This window comes from Thermophagus sp. OGC60D27 (genome assembly GCF_052400625.1).
Taxonomy (GTDB): domain Bacteria; phylum Bacteroidota; class Bacteroidia; order Bacteroidales; family Marinilabiliaceae; genus Thermophagus.
This window is the reverse complement of record NZ_JBQTGH010000002.1, coordinates 222,837-241,377: the sequence shown is the minus strand read 5'-3', so window position 1 is coordinate 241,377 and position 18,541 is coordinate 222,837. Positions and strand designations below refer to the sequence as shown.

Here is an 18,541-nt window from a genome sequence, read left to right as displayed (position 1 = left end):
TTTAAAAATATTGATAAACAGTAAAAAAGAAATCAATATGTCAATAATAACTTTAAATAAGATTTATAAGACCTATAACAGCCGTCAGGTCCCTGTCCATGCCCTGAATGGTATTGATTTGGCTTTTGAAGAGGGTGAATTTACAGCCATTGTTGGACCTTCGGGGTCGGGGAAAACAACACTGTTAAATGTTCTAGGAGGTCTGGATGATCCCGACCGGGGCGATGTGATTATTGATGAGGTCTTTGTTAATAAGCTGTCGGGCAATGAAAAGATTAAATTTCGACTGAACCACATTGGCTTTATTTTCCAGGCCTATAACCTTATTCCGGTTCTTACGGCTCGTGAAAATGTGGAATTTATCCTCGAATTGCAGGGCATTCCCAAAGCGGAAAGAAAGAAAAGGAGTCTCCGGTTGCTGGAAGCGGTGGGTATACCTGAAAAGGCGGACGTACGACCTCGTCAGTTGTCGGGAGGTCAGCAACAGAGAGTTGCCGTAGCACGGGCGCTGGCGTCCAATCCCCGGTTTGTGTTGGCAGATGAGCCTACTGCGAACCTGGATAGTACTTCGGCCGAAAACTTGTTGTCCATCATGCATGAGCTCAATCAACAGCAAAGCACCACTTTTATTTTTTCAACCCATGACGAGCGGGTGGTTAAAAAAGCACGAAGGGTGATAACCCTTCAGGACGGCAAAGTTAAAAATGATGAAACGAGCATGAGTAATTAAGATGGTCACAATGGCGTCTGTCTAAAATTTGATCATGCGAATTTCATTCAACTTAAATTAATAAATTGTTTGCCAATGAAGCGATTGGTTTTTTTTGCGTTTGTATTCTTTAGTATCCAGGTAAAAGCTCAAGTTAAGGCAGATGGGTATATTGGCATGATGCCATCGGTTTACTACCTTGATCAACAGGATTTGAAGATGTGGGAAAATGTATTGCATAACCGTTTGAATTTAAGTTATGACTTTTCACCTTCGGTCTTGGGGGTGCTTCAATTTCGAAATCGATATATTTCTGGGGAAACAGTCAACAAAATAAGCGGTTATCCGGGGTTGATAGAGAAGGATCCGGGTTTTCTGGATATGTCATTTAATCTGGCTTCAGGGACTTCATCGGTGATGAACATAACGGTGGATCGATTGTGGTTGGATTTCTATGTTGGAAAATTGCAGATAAGGGCAGGTCGACAGCGAATTAACTGGGGCCAGGCAATGGTGTGGAACCCCAATGATATCTTTAATGCCTATTCCTATTTTGACTTCGATTACCCCGAAAGACCCGGCATCGATGGTGTAAGGCTCCAGCTTTATACCGGTGTTGCGTCACAAGTAGAGGGCGTGGTAAAAATCAATCGAGTAAGGCAGAAAACGTGGGCAGCCCGTTACCGCTTTAATGCCGGGAGCTATGACTGGCAATTTCTGGGGGGACGATTAAATGACCAGGAGTGGGTGGCGGGAATGGGATGGTCCGGACAGATTGGCGATGCCGCCTTTTACGGTGAAAACACCCTGCTTTTTCCTAACGGGGATAATGCAACCTATATTGCTTCGGCAGGCATGAATTATACCTTTAAAAACTCTTTACTGCTTCAGATAGAAGGATTATACAGCAGTAATCTTTCGGATGAGGGCGAAAATTTTATACAGTTTGTGGGAAGCCGGGCCTCTTTATTTAGTGATCAGTCCTCTGTCCGTGAGCTTAGCTTTTCAAAATACAGTGTGTTCGCTTCTGCACAGTATCCCTTTACGCCTCTTTTTACCGGGAGCTTCTCGGTGATGGCTTTTCCGCCTTCCACAGCTTTTTACCTTGGACCCACTTTGGAATATTCCCTGAAACCGAATCTTTACTTGTCAACTTTTTTCAATTTGTTTCTGGCTCAGCAGGATAATAGGACAAAAATTGTGGCGCTTCAGGGGGCTTTGAGGTTGAAGTGGTTCTTTTAATGGGGAGTCAGTTTAATTTTTGGGGATTTATTGCCCCGATACCATTTTTCTCGCCGTGTTTCGGATATTGTCCATGTCGAATCCGCAATCGCGGGCCAATTCGGGTTGGGTGCCCTGATCGATAAAACGGTCGGGAATGCCCAAACGTGTTACGGTGGCCCGATAGTTGTTCTCAGCCATAAATTCCAATACGGCAGAGCCCAGACCACCGATGATGGCACCGTCCTCTATGGTTATTATTTTTTGATATTTAGTAAATGTTTCATGAAGTAATACTTCGTCCAGTGGTTTGATAAAACGCATGTCATAGTGTCCCGCTGAGATTCCTTCTTGTTTCAATTCGTCAACAATACGGGCCACTTTCGTCCCCACCGGTCCGATGGTAAGAAAAACCAGGTCATTGCCTTCCGAAAGTTTTCGACCTGTGCCGGGTTCAATTTTTTCAAAAGGAGTTTGCCAGTCGATGAGGCTTCCTCTACCTCGGGGATAACGTATGGAGAAGGGGCCCATGTCAGGAAGTTGTGCCGTATACATTAGATTTCGTAATTCCGATTCATCCATGGGTGAGGAGACGATCATATTGGGAATACACCGAAAATAGGCAAGATCATAAGCTCCGTGGTGAGTCGGACCATCCGACCCCACCAGACCTCCTCTGTCAAGGCAAAAAACCACATTGAGTTTTTGGAGTGCAACATCATGAATCACCTGATCATAGGCCCTTTGCATAAAGGTGGAATAGATGTTGCAAAAGGGTACTAGCCCCGAAATGGCCATGCCCGCCGAAAAAGTAACGGCATGTTGTTCGGCGATGCCCACATCAAAGGCTCGGTCTGGCATCTGTTCCATCATGAGATTCAGGCTGCAGCCGGTAGGCATGGCAGGGGTGACCCCCACAATTTTCTCATTTTGACGAGCCAGTTCGATAATGGTATGACCAAATACTTCCTGGAATTTAGGTGGACGGGGTTGGTTGGAAGGCGGATCCAGAAGGCGTCCGGTGGCCGGATCGAATTTTCCGCCGGTGGCATGCCAGGCCGTCTGGTTCTCTTCTGCAAACTTAAAACCCTTTCCTTTCTTTGTGATGATATGCAGTACTTTAGGGCCTTTAATCTCTTTTAAATCTTTAAGAACATTGGTCAGGCGTTCCACGTCGTGTCCATCAACCGGTCCAAAGTAACGTATGTTAAAGCCTTCAAAAATGTTGGTTTGTCGCGTCAGTAAAGTTTTGATGCTGTTGTTGATTTTTATGATCATATCGCGAGATCGGGAACCGCCAATGTTAAATTTTTTCAATGCTTTGAAAACCTCTTTTCTCAGCTTGTTGTATGTGCGGCTGGTGGCGATGTCGACCAGATATTCGCTAAAACCTCCCACGTTGGGGTCGATGGCCATGTTGTTGTCGTTTAAGACCACCAAAACATTAGCTTTGCTGGCTGCCAGATTGTTTAAGCCTTCGAAAGCCAATCCGGCCGTCATGGCTCCGTCACCGATGACCGCTACTGTTTGGCGATCTTCACCTTTTCGGCTGGCCGCAATGGCCATACCAAGGGCTGCAGAAATAGATGTGGAGGAGTGGCCTACCCCAAAAGCATCGTATTCGCTTTCAAAAATATTGGGAAAACCACTTAATCCTTTGTATTTCCGATTGGTATGGAAACGGTCGCGTCGGCCCGTCAGAATTTTGTGACCATAGGCCTGGTGACCTACGTCCCATATTATCTTATCATAGGGAGTATTAAAAACATAATGGAGTGCTACCGTCAACTCCACTACTCCCAGACTGGCACCAAAATGACCCGGGTTGCACGACACAGAGGAAATAATGAAGTTCCGCAGTTCATTGCACACCTTTATCAGGTCTTTGGGGGGCAGCTTCCGGAGATCTTCCGGATTGTTTATGGTTTTTAATAGTTGGGTTGCTTCAACTCCCATTCCAGTGTTCCTTAATTTTTGGTTGAATGATTCTTTAAATTGTCGGGTAACCTACCGGGACAATTGATTGACAATACTTACATATTCAGGCCCAACGATTCTAATTGTTTTCAAAGGTTAAGAAATCAAACAGATCTCTTAGTCTGAATTGTCGGGGAAATATAACGATCTAACGCACTTCTTTTGCATTTTATTTCTGCAAAGATAGAAGTTTGTTAATATTTTGACTATGATAGATGCACGCTGCTTTTTATATTTGTAAAATAATCTGAATGAACCTTCGTTACTTTCAAGGAAGTAGAGAGAAGAGATTCTTTTATAATTCATCAAGAATAACCAGGAAAACTTATCAATAATGAGAGTAACCCGATATTATTTTGCCGGCGTTGGCCTAAGTCTATTTTTTGCCGCCTGTGTCCCCTTAAATCAGTTTCGTGAGCTGGAAGAATCCAATCGTCAGTTGAACGATAAGGTGGAGAGTTTGAGTAGTGAAAACGAAATTTTAGTGGGGCGCACCAATGAATTGAAAGAGCTTGCCGATCGCCTGAAAAAACAAGTTGCCGAATTGGCTGCCGACACCCTCCGAAAGGGGCGGGATGCCAGAATTTGCAGAAACGACCTCAATAAGCTGAGAAAAGAGTATGATGATTTGTTGGCACAGTTGCGTAACCAAACAGGGGCAGGAGACACCGAAGAATTACTGGCCTATCTGCAAAAATTGCAGGAAGAGCTTCAAAACCGAGAAGATGCACTTATTGAGGCCGAACGGGATCTTAAATTAAGAAAAGAGGAACTCAATGATGCCATGGCCCGTTTAAAAGCTGCCCAGAACGATCTGGAAGCTAAGAATCAAAGACTCTTTGAGTTGGAACAGGCGCTTGCCAAAAAAGACAGTGCCAGTCATGCTTTGCGAAAAGCCATTGCCGATGCCCTCACCGGATTTGACCAAAGCCAGCTCAACGTTCACATGAAGAACGGAAAGGTTTATGTCTCCATGGAAGAGAAGTTGCTCTTCGGATCGGGAAGTTATCAGGTAAGTGCCGAAGGGGCTTCGGCCGTGCGTCAAGTAGCAAGGGTTTTGGCTGAAAATAAGGATATAAATATCATGGTAGAAGGGCATACCGATCCCGTGCCCTATCGTAGTGGCGTATTGCTGGACAACTGGGACTTGAGTGTAAAACGGGCCACCTCCGTCACCCGCCTCCTGCTTGAAAATTCAGGCATCGATCCTTCGAGAGTGATCGCTGCCGGAAGAGGCCCCTACGTTCCGTTGGTCGCCAATGATACGCCGGAAGGAAAGAGAAAAAACAGAAGAACAGAAATCATTCTTACGCCCCGGCTCGATCAAATCTTGAACATTCTGGAAAGCAACTAATAAATAAAATGGGTGTTTAAAAACTTTGTGAAACGCTGAATGATTATTTGTTTCACAGAGTTTTCAGACACCCGTTTCCTGATTGGGCTCACAAGAGGAAGTGTTCCTCAGACTTTCGAGTTAACGAAAAAATTTTGTTTCGACCGAAAAAATCTTGCGGTTGAAGAGTCTCCAATTGTTTGTGGCAATTAAAACTCAATGATGCTCATGGTGTTTGAGGTCAATGGTCTCAGGATAATCGCTGTTGTAATGCAAGCCTCTGCTCTCCTTCCTCTGACGTGCCATCTTAATGATCAGATAGCCCACCTGAATGGTATTTCGCAGTTCACAAAGTTGTTGTGAGACGGTAGATCGCTGATAAAGATCTTCCGTTTCGTGGTAAAGTATTTCCAGTCGGTCCAGGGCCCGTTTCAATCGCAAATTGGAACGAACTATTCCCACATAGTAACTCATGATCTGTTCTAACTCCTTCTGGCTTTGCGTAATCAAGACCATCTCTTCGGGATGGGATGTTCCCTCATCATTCCATTCGGGAACCTCATTGCAAAAGGTATAATGTTGAAAATTTTTTGAGGCATCCTTAGCGGCAGCATTGGCAAATACAGTGGCTTCGAGCAGTGAGTTGGACGCCAGTCGGTTAGCGCCATGAAGGCCCGTGCAGCTACATTCTCCCGCAGCATATAAGCGCGCTATGCTGGTGCGGGATTGAAGATCCACTTTTATACCCCCACAAGAAAAATGGGCAGCCGGAACCACCGGTATGTAGTCTTTGGTGATGTCGATACCCAACGATAAACATTTGTCATATATGCCGGGAAAATGTTTCTTTATTTCCTCGGCCGGCTTGTGGGTCACATCCAGATATACGTAATCATCGCCAGTGGTTTTTAATTCATGATCGATGGCCCGCGCCACAATATCTCGTGGCGCCAGACATTCCCGTTCATCATATTTATGCATGAATTTCTTGCCATCTCGTCGTCGAAGAATCCCTCCAAAGCCACGCATGGCTTCCGTGATCAGAAAAGAAGGCCGCTCCTTCGGATTATAGAGTGAAGTGGGGTGAAACTGAATAAATTCCATGTTTTCAACGATGCCTTTTGCGCGGTAAACCATGGCAATGCCGTCACCTGTGGCAATCACCGGGTTGGTGGTCGTTTGATAAACGCTACCCACGCCGCCGGTGGCAATCATGGTTACCTTGGATAGAATGGTTTCCACACTGTTGGTTCTGCGGTTGAGAACATAGGCGCCGTAACACTCAATATCGCGTCTCCATCGATGCACCAACTCTCCCAAATGGTGCTGGGTGATGATTTCCACCGCAAAATGGTTTTCCAGAATCTCGATATTGGGATGTTTTTTGGCAGATTCCACCAGTCCCCTTTGAATTTCATATCCCGTTTGATCTTTGTGGTGCAGAATTCTTTTTTCGGAATGTCCTCCTTCGCGGTGCAGGTCAAATTTTCCCGATTCATCTTTGTCAAACTGTACGCCCCATTTGAGGAGTTCTTTAATTTGTTTGGGCGCTTCTTCCACCACTTTCCGAACCACTGTCTTGTCGCAAATGCCTGCGCCGGCCGTGAGCGTATCTTCAATATGTTTTTCAAAGTTATCGGGCGCATAGGTTACCGACGAGATACCTCCCTGCGCGTACGAAGTATTGGTTTCATCGATTCGGGTTTTGCTGATGATGCAAACCTTACCTTTGTCTGCTACTTTTAATGCAAAACTGAGTCCTGCAATTCCGGAACCTATAACCAGAAAATCAACTTTTTTACGACGTGAAGTATCTGTCTTTCTCATGAAAAATATGATTTTGAAACTTTCAAAGTTACAATTTTAGGCATTGATGTGTTGTGCAATATCCAAAACATTGGGAACTATCTTACCGTAAAGGGTTCTTTTTTTTCGGATACGCTATTTTTTAAGATATTCCATTAAATAAAGGTAAAACAACTCAACACGCGATGCTATGTTATGGTCTTTTAATGTTCTTTGTTGCCCCCTTAAAGCCATTTGTCGGCACTCTTCCGGATGATGAATCAACCATCTGATTTTTTCGACGCACTCGTCGGCCGAACGGTAGGTGACAATCTCATCGTCCACTTTGAAAAAGTCGGAAATATTGCTTTTGTAATCTGTAATCAGGCAGGTTCCGACGCCGGTGGTTTCAAAGAGGCGCATGTTGGCCGCATAATCACCCACACAGTCGCCATGGTTGTTAAAGCCAATGGCCGCTTTTGATAAGGCTTTAAACATTTCGAGTCCGAAAACGGGAGGAAGAGCCATCTTGTAAAGTTTTTTGGAAAGGGATAATCTTTGTGGCATCCGGTCGTGGGCGCGCCCTTTACGGATGGGGGCGATGGCATCGGTGAGCCCTTTCATTCCCAGACCATCCAGTGTGTGGGCCGCCAGATAGGAGGCTTGTTTTTTTAGTAATCCAATGAGACTGCGGTCGGGCAAATTGCCATAGAAAGTGAAGGAGATCCCCTCATTCACCAGTTGTTCAAGAATTTGCCGACGGGTGCTGTGCATCCCCTCCCCGGCAAAGATAGAGCCCATGAAGGCCAAGGAGGTCTGGGGGTAGGGGTTGTCCGAGTGGATTTTATTTAAAATGCGTGGGTCGAAGGCATGCGGTATGTTGACCGAAGGAATACCATATTTTTTTAACAATGTCTGAAAAAAAGGCGAACAAACCGTGAAGTAGTCGAAAGCACGAAATGCTTCTGTCTGCGCCGACGAAAAGGGAGCACAAACATTGCCGATGCAAAGTTTCAATTGAGGGTGCTCGGCCTTTAGTTTTTTTATGAAACTGCCGTTGTAGGTTACCGAGTCCTGAAAATAAATGACATTGGGCCGGAATTGCCGAATTTGTTGCATCAGAATGGAATCGGCAGGTAAATCGGGAGATACTTCGTTTTCTTTGGCCCACGCCTTTTGCAGAGGAGACGCATTGGCCACAATTTCCATGGTTTCCATTCCTTTTTCAGCAAGGATACGACCGTAATTGTCCGACCACGCAAAATATTGATCCATTAGGTGGCGGTATTGTTCATCGTAGCCGGCCGAAACGATTAGGGGATTTTGCCGGTAGTAATGATTCAGGAAATCCCTGTAATAGCTGGATATTTTAAGAAATCTCAACGCCATAGATATGAGGATGTATAACAAACTGTCTGATTAGAGAGGAAACCTCCCGAGGGATCCGCCAATGGGGACATTGCAGCTTGGTAGTGCCCCGGCCGGGTCGTAGAAGGCAAACTTATAAGTTTTTTTGGATATTGCAGAATGATGGCCTGATTTAATGGTTAAAGAATGGAGAGGGGCATCGCGGAAAATTGGTTTTTCCCTCCCCGGCATACCATTTTTTTCACCTGTATGAAATTGGGTTAAGCCATTGGCCTGATGGAACTTGAATGACGAATGGTTGATACATCCTCTTTTATGACCAACCTTCAATGCCATGCTGGTTTCATCCAATCAAAGAAGAGCCTTCCCAGGTTGAAAATTGGCTTCCCTGCTTAAATTCTCCCCGTCCTGCTTAAATTTTCATGGTCCTGCTTAAAATGACATGGTCCTGCTTGAGTTGGAAGCGTTCCTGGTTAAATTCTTATGGCCCTGCTTAAGTTGACGTTGTCCTGCTTAAATTTTACCCTCCCTGCTTAAATTCTAACGCCCTGCTGGGGCTTTCGGAAGCTTTTGAGTGGTTTTTTTACCCTCCTTTATCAGCTAAGGACAAACATGAGTAACCGGGAAATTTTAAATGCTTTCAATAATTGTTCGAAAACAGAGATCGGAAGGGAAAGGCTAAAATTTTGATGGCTTTCCTGTTTTATCTCTTCATTCCTGTTATTTTTGTTGCAAACTATTCAGAACATGCAGAACCAGACACGGTTTATATTCCGTCAGGGAGTTATTTACGGTATCGGAAATGTGTTGGTCAAGCTTAGCGGTGTCATCCTCATTCCATTATATCTGCGTTATATCAATGAGGAGGAGTTCGGCATCGTGGCTTTGTTCGAAACCATTTTTCAGTTTAGCCTGATCTTATCGGGATTTGGTGCCCGGGGCGGCTTTATGCGCTGGTATCATGAAATGAAGAGCCGGCGTGACAAGAAGCAACTGTTTTATACCACCGTCATGTTTAATCTCATGACCACTACGCTCACCGTTGGTGCCGTGGGAGCGGTTGTCTTTATGTACTCACAGGAGATATTCCAATATCACATTTCTTCATCGATTCTGTTTTTTTTTCTTGCGGGGACTTTTTTCCGGTTGATGATGGAGATGCCTTATTATTTGTTAAAGATAGAACAGAAAGCTGTTGCTCAAACATGGTGGGTGTTCTTAAATATGGTATTGCTGATAGGCACCACGTTCTATTTTATGGAAGTCAAAAGAATGGGGTTAAGAGGTATCTATCTGGGACAGATGGTTGCTCATTCCTTAACCTTTTTGGCCCTTTTGCCCATGATGGTCAAGCATTCAGTTCCGAAGTTTAATGTGGGGGTGCTGAAAGAGATGCTTCATTATGGTTTTCCGTTGGCTGTAAGCAATATTCTGACAACGGTACTGACACTCAGCGACCGTCATATCATCAACCAATATCAGAATTTGAGCGAAGTGGCCGGTTATAGTATGGGTTTTAAGGTTTCTAACCTTCTACAAATGGTAATAGTTTCTTCGTTCATTACGGGCTATTCCAACTATTACTTCAAGACCCTGCATGAAAAGGGGAGCCTCTCGTTTTATGAGAAGATCCTTCGTTATTTCGTGGTCTTTATATCTTTTGGCGGACTGGGCGTTGTCCTTTTTTCACCGGAGATAATATATGTGGTATCCATGGGTCGGGAGTTTTTCCAGTCGTCGGTGGTTATTGTGCCGGTATTGATGATTGGAATGCTTTTTTCGGGATTACGGCAGATGTTTATGTTGCCATTGAACAAACATAAACGGACGCGGCGGATATCTTTGATATTGGTGTTAAGTGCAGTGATCAATATTGGTGGTAACTTTTTGTTGGTGCCGGTGCTGGGGAAAATGGGCGCCTCGGTATCCACCGTGGCGGCTCAGCTTTTTGCCGTGGTTTGGTTTTATGTGGAAGTGAGAAAAACCGAACCGGTTCGCTTCTCACTGGGGCGGAATTTCCTTTTGTTGGTTATCTGGGGTGCACTGGCCTTTGGCGGCATGCCATTTTTCGATTATTATTTGCCCCTAGCATGGGCCATCAAAGTATTATTATTGCTGCTTTTTATTCTTTCGTTGTTCCTGACGGGGCATATTCGAAAAGAAGAGATAGGAGAGGTGAAAAATATATATCATAAAATAAAAGGAAGATAAAATTGTTAGTTTTTGTCTTGTAACAAACTTTCCAATTGAATCGTCACACCATCACAATTGTTGATAAAAAAGTAGTTTAATCTAATTTATTTGTGATGAGAAAGAGAATCCTATTAGGAACAGTTATGCTGGGCATCATTCTGATTCTTCCCATTGAAGTTTATTCTCAGAATGACACCATCCAAGCTAAATCATCTGAGCGGATCAGAAATATTGTTACGGTTGAGGAAGATGTTGACGGGACCAGGGTCACTTTCCCCGGCGGAAAGGTGGTGGTGGACGAAAGAAGCGATACCATTACCAGAATTACCGTGGGACGACGGCAATACCTGATAATTGATAGACCCGGACAGCATACCAGCGTTCAGGTCGTTAAAACAGCAAGAAAGAACTTCAAAGGGCATTGGGCCGGATTTGATATTGGATTGACCAATATCTCGGACGCACCCTTTAGTGGTGAGTTGCCTCAAGGGGCATCGTGGCTCGACCTGAACTCAGGAAAATCGGTGGCCGTTGGAATGAATATCTTTCAGTATAACATAGGTCTTCAGAAAAACAGAAATAATATGGGACTGGTTACCGGACTGGGATGGATTATTAATAACTATCGGTTCGATTCTCAATTTGTGCCTTATAGAGATGAAGCAGGAATGACGTCTTACTTCGAATCCACTCGTTCCATCGAAAAGAGTAAGCTAGTGACCAGTTTTGCCACCGTGCCTTTACTTTTCGAATATCAGTTTCCAAGCCATGACAGGGAGTCGGGCATCTTTATTTCAGCGGGGCTTTACGGTAGCTTCAGATTGGGATCACACCTGAAGGTGGTGTACAACGAAGGCGGGGGGCGTGATAAGGAAAAAAGTCGGGAAGATTTGAACCTTAATGCATTTAAATATGGCGCCATGGTGCGGGCCGGCTATAAATGGATTAAGCTATATGCCAAATGGGATTTTACCCCCTTGTTTGAAAAGGATCGTGGACCGGAAGTTTATCCCTGGACCGTGGGGCTGACGCTATTGCAATTTTAAGTGGATTTGAAGCGTGGGACACAGGGCGTGGGGTGATGTTGATGAATAGAAGGAAGAACGAAGGAAAAGGGAGACGGGAAAGACAATGTGGAATCTGAAAAGTGATGAGGTGACCGGTCTTTGAGTGTCAGACTGCAGATGTATGGCATGAGTGTTTTTATTTTATTGGATTTTAATTTTATGCGGATATAAAATGTTAAAACAAGCTTTTAAAACAGGTCTGATTATTTTGTTTATGGCAGTGGAGGGGCTTGCTGTAGCTCAAGAGGGGTCGCTGGATTCGGTCCTGCAGAAATATGACCATTTCTGGGAAATGACGCCGGGCCTTTATCGTGTCATGAAGAATCATCACATCGGGGTGGTTGATAGCCGGGGAAGGGAAATTGTCCCGTGCCGTTTCGATCAGGTTTGGACCCCCACCAAAGATCAATATATTCGGGTTTTACTCAACATGAAAACGGGCTTGTACCATTTGAAGAAAGGGATTATTCTTCCCGCTGAGTATGATCAGATATGGGAATATGATAATGGCCTGGCCAAGGTGATGAAAAATCGCAAGTTTGGGTTTGCCGACATGGATGGTCGCATTGTGGTGCCTTGCGAGTACCAGCATGTTTGGTCGCCCCGCAACGGTTTAATAAAGGTGATGAAGGATGGATTGACCGGATATATTAAGAAAACAGGTGAAATGGTGATTCCGGTGGTTTATCAGCACATCTGGGATTTTGAGGAGGGAATGGCCCGTGTGGTTCGCGACGGCAAGATGGGATATGTCAACGATCAGGGAAATGAAGTCGTTCCCGCCATTTATGATCAGGTGTGGCCTTTTGAAGAGGGTGAAGCAATGGCGGTGATTGACGGCGACTATTTCAAAATAGACAAGAACGGTAACATCATAGAGACCTTGGATCCACAATCCGCTAAGAATTTTCCCGTGCACGGAACGGAAGATGAGGAGTCCGATGAAAGAACGGTCATAAGATCAAATCATCCCTTCATTTATTTGGGGGATAACAAGGTGGAAATCTTCCACGATGGAGAAGGTATTCAGATTGAAAATAAAAAGATTAAGAAGAAGTCGAAGCATTTTCGTGGACATTTGGCAGGCATCGGGTTGGCATTGAATGGATATCTTGATAACGAAGGACATGAGGAACTTCCTGCAGGATATGAATTTATGGAGCTGGATCAGAGAAAGTCGCTGGAGGTGGTCTTTTATCCCTGGGAAGAAAATGTTCGTTTGTTAGGAGATTGGTTCGGTCTCACCACCGGCCTGGGCGTGCAATACAATAATTATCGTTTTAAGTTGGAGTCCTATTCTGATATTCCCGAGAATGGCAGAGAATGGTTCCCTGTTTTGGATCCGGAAGAGACTCCTATATCCAAAAGCAAGCTAATGATGATGCATCTGAATGTGCCGGTAATGGTAGAAATTCAAATGCGTAACGGAGAAAATAGCAATAATCTTTATATCTCGGGAGGAGTCGTTGGTGGCGTCCGTCTTCAAACACATACCAAGCTGGTTTATAGAAAAAACAATCACAGTGAGAAAAAGAAAAAAAGGGATGATTTGGGGCTTCCTCTGTTTCGGTATGGATTTATGGCCAAAGCCGGTTTCGGTAGTTTCTCGATTTATGGAACCTATTACCCTAAGCCTATGTTCAAGGATGGCGAGGGCCCTGAGTTGTATCCTTATTCCATCGGCGTAATGTTGAATCTGGATTAGGCGATAAATGGATGCTTTAGTAGAACGATCTGACTGAAATAATTTAAAGGCCTTTGGGGAGGAATCTTCCAAAGGTCTTTTTCTGTTTTTTCGTAGGTTTGTCAACTATTTTGTACTTTAACGGCAAAAACAATAACCTTTCTTCCTCCCATGAATGTGATTTAAACGAATCGATCACAAAACCCCGTTTTAATAACTGATTTATTCATTTAAACAAAACACTTATGTCACTACTAGGAAACATTATTTGGTTGATTTTTGGAGGCCTTTTCATCGCCATTGAATACTTTATATCTAGCTTTGTGATGTTTATTACCATCATCGGTATTCCTTTCGGGCTTCAGACCATGAAGTTGGGAATTCTGGCGCTCTGGCCTTTTGGAAAAAGAGTGGAGCCGATACGGGGTGGCAGTGGTTGCATTTATACAATAATGAATGTGATATGGATCCTTACCGGGGGATTGTTGATTTGCTTTTCCCATCTGATCTTTGGCGTTGTGTTGTTTATTACCATTATTGGGATTCCGTTTGGACGCCAACATTTTAAGCTGGCTCGTCTGGCATTAACCCCTTTTGGTTACGAGATTCGGTAAAATTGATCATCTTTGCGTTTTAATTAATAGAAGGACTGCAGGATGGATCGATCTTAACCTTGATAGGTTGGGTTCCCGTATACGATGGGGTATAAACCCTGTTGGGGGAATCTTCTTGTTTGCCCCAACATTTCGGGGTTCTTGGTGGGTTAAAGAATGAAACAAAACTAGTGGAAATGAAATGAGCATGGCAATGTTGATCCCAAATGGTGAGCCATGCGAATTCAGCATAATCAATAACTTAAAGATAATTTATACGGATGTAACGAACATGGCAATGTGAGATTTTCACAACAAGAACATGTATTAACAAATAGTCATGCGAGTTCTATCCGACCAATGATTTAACCTAATTTTATACGGATGAATAAAGTAATAGGGATGGGCAATGCCCTGGTCGATATTTTAACGCAGCTTGAGGACGATAATGTTTTGTCGGACCTGGCATTGCCAAAAGGATCGATGCAATTGGTGGAACGCGAAGAAATACAGCGGGTATTAAATGCTACTGCTACGTTTCCTCGACGTCAGGCTTCGGGAGGTTCGGCAGCCAATACCATTCACGGATTGGCCGGTCTGGGAATTGATACTGCCTTTATCGGGAAAGTGGGGAAAGATGAATGGGGCGGTTTTTTCCGTGCCGATCTGGAAAAAAGAAATATCAAGCCCTTGTTGCGGGAAGGAACGCAAGAGTCGGGACGAGCCTTTGCTTTGATCAGCCCCGATGCTGAGCGGACCTTTGCCACCTATTTGGGAGCAGCCATCGAACTGGAACCGCAAGATGTTGCAGAGCATTTATTTGAAGAGTACCATATCCTTCATATAGAAGGTTATCTGGTTCAGAACAGACCTTTGATTCGCCATGCACTTCAATTAGCTAAACAGAAAGGCTTGAAGGTATCCCTTGATCTGGCCAGCTTTAATGTTGTGGAAGAAAATTTGGACTTTCTTCATGAAATGGCACAAAATTATGTGGACATCCTCTTTGCCAATGAAGAAGAAGCCAAGGCTTTTACGGGACTGAAAGAGGATGCCGCCTTAGATCGATTGTCCGAGTTCTGTGACCTGGCCGTTCTGAAGCTGGGGAGCAGGGGATCGGTCATTAAGCACCATGATCGTGTGGTGAAAGTAGCTGCTACCAAGTCGGTGAGCAGGGACACTACCGGGGCCGGTGATTTGTATGCATCCGGTTTTCTCTTTGGACTTATCCATGGCCTGCCCATGGATAAGTGTGGCGAAATTGGTTCGCTGCTGGCCGGAAAAGTGATTGAAGTAATTGGTCCCAAAATCGACGATCAGGTTTGGGAAGAAATAAACCGCCAGGTAATGAGATATGTCAACTAAAAGGTTGATGGAGTGAAAAGTTGAAGATCTTAGGCTTTTATAACTGATGGCATCTTTTGTCATTTTTTTTGCAATCTCTCTCTTTTAACTTTGTTAACCACCAATAAAATATTTGATATGTACGGAAGATATAAAGAACACCTGCAGAAGGAACTGGATGGTATTAAAGCATCCGGTCTTTATAAAGAGGAACGGCTGATTACCACTCCTCAGGGTGCAGAAATTAAAGTGGCCACCGGCGAAACGGTTCTGAATTTTTGCGCCAATAATTATTTGGGGCTTTCTTCTCATCCCCGAGTGATTGAAGGTGCACGAAAAGCCCTTGAAACCCATGGATACGGCATGTCTTCGGTTCGTTTTATTTGTGGGACACAAGACATTCACCGGGCCCTGGAAGAAAAAATTGCCCGTTTTTTTGGCATGGAGGATACTATTTTGTATGCCGCTTGTTTTGATGCCAACGGAGGTGTTTTTGAGCCCTTATTTACCGATGAGGATGCAATCATTTCCGACGAATTGAACCATGCCAGCATTATTGATGGGGTAAGGCTTTGTAAGGCAGCAAGGTATAGATATAAGCATGCGAATATGGGTGACCTGGAGGCAAAGCTAAAAGATTCGCAGGCTCAGCGCTTTAGGATCATCGTTACTGATGGTGTCTTCTCCATGGATGGAGACATTGCACCTCTGGATAAGATTTGTGATCTGGCCGAACGTTATGATGCGCTGGTGATGGTCGATGACAGTCATGCCTCCGGATTCATCGGAAAAACAGGGAGAGGTACACCTGAATACCACAATGTGATGGATCGGGTGGACATTATTACAGGGACTCTGGGAAAAGCTTTAGGCGGTGCGATGGGTGGTTTCACCACCGGAAAAAAGGAAATTATTGATATGCTTCGGCAGCGTTCCCGTCCATATCTATTTAGTAATTCCCTGGCTCCCGTCATTGTAGGTGCTGCCTCCGAAGTGTTTGATATGTTGAGTGAATCTACAGGTCTTCGCGATAAGCTTATGGACAATGCGGACTATTTTAAGCATAAAATTCAGGCGGCAGGGTTCGACATTAAACCTACCAATTCGGCCATTGTGGCATTGATGCTCTATGATGCCCGATTATCGCAGGAATTTGCGGCCAAATTGCTTCACGAAGGGATCTATGTTACAGGATTTTATTACCCCGTAGTACCAAAAGGTCAAGCCCGAATTCGTATTCAGCTTTCTGCTGCCCATGAGAAAGCACACCTGGATAAAGCCATCGAAGCGTTTGTTAAGATTGGTAAAGAGTTGAAGGTGATTTGACATAGGACGGCGTTAAATGGGGCCGAGATGAGGCTATTAGGCGAACAATTTTAATGGAGGTTTGTTTCTTGTTTGAAACCAATTTAAATAAGAGACAATCATGAAAAAAATTGTGATTTCAATGCTTTCGGTCATGCTGTTTTTTACAGCGCCTTCAGCTTTTGGTCAAAAGATGAAATTGAATGTTGCCAAAAGCAAAATTGTTTGGACCGGGAAAAAAGTAGGCGGTTCGCATACCGGTCATATCCAGATATTATCAGGCTATCTTACCAAATCGGGCGATCGGTTTGTGGCGGGTAAGATTGTTGCCGATATGACCAGTTTGAGCGACACTGACCTGGAAGATGAAGAGATGCGTGCCAAACTCATTGGTCATCTAAAATCGGATGATTTTTTTAGTGTGGATAAATATCCCACCGCCACCCTTGTTATTGAGAGTGGTGAAATGGTATCGGATGGCACCTATCAATTTGCCGGAAAGATGACAATTAAAGGTCATACCAATCCTGTGAGTTTTGAAGCCAAGGCCGATGGCAAGGTCTTTAAAGGTAAGCTGACGGTTGATCGTTCAAAATACGATGTTCGCTATGGCTCCGGATCATTTTTTGATAATTTGGGAGATAATCTAATTTATGATGATTTTGATCTTGAGTTTGAAGTAATATTTGAATAATCGTAATAAAAACGTCAGAAGCATATTTTTTCTCTTTTGTTAGGAATGAAAAAGGGACTGTCCAAAAAGGCAGTCTCTTTTTTGTTGCCATTTGAAAAATGACTTAACGACACGATTTGAGTATGGGATTTTGGCCTATACGCAATCAATTAAAAAAGACTAGGATGCCAAAATCCGCCAATCCGGGATGTGAAATGTAATCGCTCAAAAAAGGGGATGTCCTTTTTCTTTAAGGACATCCCCTTTCGGCTAAATTGAAATAAACAAGAGGGTATTTAACTAGTCTAATGCCAACTCTTCACCTTGATAGAAATCCAGGATTTTTGTACGAAGCACATATTCATATTTGGCTTGTAAAAAATCCGATTGGGCTTTAAGATAGTCGGCACGTGCAACGCTATAGTCGACCGGGCTTACAAGTCCCAATGCATATTTTTTTTCGGAATATCTAAGGGATTCTTCAAAAGCCTGAACGGCTGTTTTGGCCGATAAAAACTTTTGAAAAGCGGCCTCAGCATCGGCATAAGCCTGCTGGATTTCCTTCCTGAGATTTTGTTTTTCCTGCAATAGGTCCAGATCGGCGCTTTGAATGCCTAATTTTGCGTTTTTGACATTGTAACGGGCCGACAGGTGATTGAAAACAGGTATTCTAAGTGTTAAGCCGATGTATTGCGTGGCATTATCCCGGAAACTTTGACCAAAGTCGAAGTTCTGGGTGCTTTTGGCTTTGGCAATATTGGTGCTCCAACCGGCATCCAGCGTTAGAGAGGGATAAAGAGCCCCTTTGGCGGTTTTTAAAGCATAAGAATTACTTTCCAGATTATACCGATAGGCCTGAATACGAGGCATAATATCTACTGCCGTATTAAAAAGCTCGGGAGGAGGCGTCAGTTGCTGTTTTTGTAACTCTGGTATTACGGGGATGGCAATATCAAAATCATCCGGATTTTCGAGATCGAGGGCTTGAGCCAGATTGAGGAGCGAAAGATTTAGGTTGTTTTCCATCTGAGTGACATTCAGGGCTTCGCGTGCGGCCTGGGACTTAATTTCCAACAAATTGCTTTCGGAGACCCTTCCCGCATCTACTAGTTTTTGGGTATTATCCACCTGTTCTTGGGCAACCTTATATTGTTGCGTTGCTACTTCAAGCAATTCCCGGTCGAAGAGCACCTGTAAATAATAAGCGGTGATGTTAAGCGCTAAATCATTTTGGGCGGCTTCCAGTTCACTTTGTGACATTTTCCAGTTGGCCTCACTCTGTTTGACTT

General features: G+C 44.1%; 14 protein-coding genes. 10 read left to right on the top strand and 4 right to left on the bottom strand.

The features are described 5' to 3' along the window. Nucleotides 1-37 precede the first annotated feature (37 nt). Nucleotides 38-730 (top strand): ABC transporter ATP-binding protein, encoded by a 693-nt coding sequence (locus ACT29H_RS03170; RefSeq protein ID WP_444820145.1) that lies wholly within the window; start codon nt 38-40, stop codon nt 728-730. A gap of 75 nt (nt 731-805) precedes the next feature. Beyond that, nucleotides 806-1,951 (top strand): hypothetical protein, encoded by a 1,146-nt coding sequence (locus ACT29H_RS03165; protein WP_444820144.1) that lies wholly within the window; start codon nt 806-808, stop codon nt 1,949-1,951. Nucleotides 1,952-1,978: 27 nt separating this feature from the next. Here ACT29H_RS03165 and dxs read toward each other — a convergent pair whose 3' ends face one another. Then, complete coding sequence (gene dxs, locus ACT29H_RS03160) at nt 1,979-3,886, bottom strand: 1-deoxy-D-xylulose-5-phosphate synthase (protein ID WP_444820143.1); 1,908 nt, start codon at nt 3,884-3,886, stop codon at nt 1,979-1,981. A gap of 355 nt (nt 3,887-4,241) precedes the next feature. On the opposite strand from dxs, the gene ACT29H_RS03155 reads away from it, so the two are divergent. After that, nucleotides 4,242-5,261 carry an OmpA family protein gene (locus ACT29H_RS03155; RefSeq protein ID WP_444820142.1) on the top strand — a complete coding sequence of 340 codons (1,020 nt, stop codon included), beginning with the start codon at nt 4,242-4,244 and terminating at the stop codon, nt 5,259-5,261. A gap of 195 nt (nt 5,262-5,456) precedes the next feature. Here ACT29H_RS03155 and nadB read toward each other — a convergent pair whose 3' ends face one another. Both nadB and ACT29H_RS03145 read right to left on the bottom strand, forming a co-directional pair. Continuing rightward, complete coding sequence (gene nadB / locus ACT29H_RS03150) at nt 5,457-7,067, bottom strand: L-aspartate oxidase (RefSeq protein ID WP_444820141.1); 1,611 nt, start codon at nt 7,065-7,067, stop codon at nt 5,457-5,459. Nucleotides 7,068-7,181: 114 nt separating this feature from the next. Further along, nucleotides 7,182-8,414 carry a glycosyltransferase family protein gene (locus ACT29H_RS03145; RefSeq protein WP_444820140.1) on the bottom strand — a complete coding sequence of 411 codons (1,233 nt, stop codon included), beginning with the start codon at nt 8,412-8,414 and terminating at the stop codon, nt 7,182-7,184. Nucleotides 8,415-9,140: 726 nt separating this feature from the next. Here ACT29H_RS03145 and ACT29H_RS03140 point away from each other — a divergent pair. The 7 genes from ACT29H_RS03140 to ACT29H_RS03110 all read left to right on the top strand — a co-directional run bounded on the left by ACT29H_RS03140 (nt 9,141) and on the right by ACT29H_RS03110 (nt 17,273). Continuing rightward, nucleotides 9,141-10,604, top strand: a complete 1,464-nt coding sequence (locus ACT29H_RS03140) for a lipopolysaccharide biosynthesis protein (RefSeq protein WP_444820139.1) — start codon at nt 9,141-9,143, stop codon at nt 10,602-10,604. Nucleotides 10,605-10,699: 95 nt separating this feature from the next. Next, nucleotides 10,700-11,632, top strand: a complete 933-nt coding sequence (locus ACT29H_RS03135; RefSeq protein ID WP_444820138.1) for a PorT family protein — start codon at nt 10,700-10,702, stop codon at nt 11,630-11,632. Nucleotides 11,633-11,825: 193 nt separating this feature from the next. Further along, a complete protein-coding gene (locus tag ACT29H_RS03130) occupies nt 11,826-13,358 on the top strand; it encodes a WG repeat-containing protein (RefSeq protein WP_444820137.1) in 1,533 nt (510 codons plus the stop codon). A gap of 224 nt (nt 13,359-13,582) precedes the next feature. Continuing rightward, nucleotides 13,583-13,951, top strand: a complete 369-nt coding sequence (locus tag ACT29H_RS03125) for a YccF domain-containing protein (protein WP_444820136.1) — start codon at nt 13,583-13,585, stop codon at nt 13,949-13,951. A 363-nt stretch (nt 13,952-14,314) separates the two neighbouring features. Beyond that, complete coding sequence (locus tag ACT29H_RS03120) at nt 14,315-15,295, top strand: adenosine kinase (RefSeq protein ID WP_444820135.1); 981 nt, start codon at nt 14,315-14,317, stop codon at nt 15,293-15,295. 117 nt (nt 15,296-15,412) lie between these two features. Further along, nucleotides 15,413-16,600 (top strand): glycine C-acetyltransferase, encoded by a 1,188-nt coding sequence (kbl, locus tag ACT29H_RS03115; protein ID WP_444820134.1) that lies wholly within the window; start codon nt 15,413-15,415, stop codon nt 16,598-16,600. Between the two features lie 100 nt (nt 16,601-16,700). Continuing rightward, the gene (locus ACT29H_RS03110; RefSeq protein WP_444820133.1) at nt 16,701-17,273 is read left to right on the top strand and encodes a YceI family protein; all 573 of its coding nucleotides are present in this window, start codon (nt 16,701-16,703) and stop codon (nt 17,271-17,273) included. Nucleotides 17,274-17,552: 279 nt separating this feature from the next. On the opposite strand, the gene ACT29H_RS03105 is transcribed toward ACT29H_RS03110, so the two are convergent. Further along, nucleotides 17,553-18,541: TolC family protein (locus tag ACT29H_RS03105; protein ID WP_444820132.1), on the bottom strand; the 989-nt coding region annotated here is incomplete at its 5' end.

Excerpts from the sequence above, each read along its gene's own strand:
- kbl (WP_444820134.1), top strand. The coding sequence starts at position 15,413 with ATGTACGGAAGATATAAAGAACACCTGCAGAAGGAACTGGATGGTATT.
- ACT29H_RS03130 (WP_444820137.1), top strand. The coding sequence starts at position 11,826 with ATGTTAAAACAAGCTTTTAAAACAGGTCTGATTATTTTGTTTATGGCA.
- ACT29H_RS03140 (WP_444820139.1), top strand. The coding sequence starts at position 9,141 with ATGCAGAACCAGACACGGTTTATATTCCGTCAGGGAGTTATTTACGGT.
- ACT29H_RS03170 (WP_444820145.1), top strand. The coding sequence starts at position 38 with ATGTCAATAATAACTTTAAATAAGATTTATAAGACCTATAACAGCCGT.
- ACT29H_RS03155 (WP_444820142.1), top strand. The coding sequence starts at position 4,242 with ATGAGAGTAACCCGATATTATTTTGCCGGCGTTGGCCTAAGTCTATTT.
- nadB (WP_444820141.1), bottom strand. The coding sequence starts at position 7,067 with ATGAGAAAGACAGATACTTCACGTCGTAAAAAAGTTGATTTTCTGGTT.
- ACT29H_RS03145 (WP_444820140.1), bottom strand. The coding sequence starts at position 8,414 with ATGGCGTTGAGATTTCTTAAAATATCCAGCTATTACAGGGATTTCCTG.
- ACT29H_RS03135 (WP_444820138.1), top strand. The coding sequence starts at position 10,700 with ATGAGAAAGAGAATCCTATTAGGAACAGTTATGCTGGGCATCATTCTG.
- ACT29H_RS03125 (WP_444820136.1), top strand. The coding sequence starts at position 13,583 with ATGTCACTACTAGGAAACATTATTTGGTTGATTTTTGGAGGCCTTTTC.
- ACT29H_RS03110 (WP_444820133.1), top strand. The coding sequence starts at position 16,701 with ATGAAAAAAATTGTGATTTCAATGCTTTCGGTCATGCTGTTTTTTACA.
- ACT29H_RS03120 (WP_444820135.1), top strand. The coding sequence starts at position 14,315 with ATGAATAAAGTAATAGGGATGGGCAATGCCCTGGTCGATATTTTAACG.
- dxs (WP_444820143.1), bottom strand. The coding sequence starts at position 3,886 with ATGGGAGTTGAAGCAACCCAACTATTAAAAACCATAAACAATCCGGAA.
- ACT29H_RS03165 (WP_444820144.1), top strand. The coding sequence starts at position 806 with ATGAAGCGATTGGTTTTTTTTGCGTTTGTATTCTTTAGTATCCAGGTA.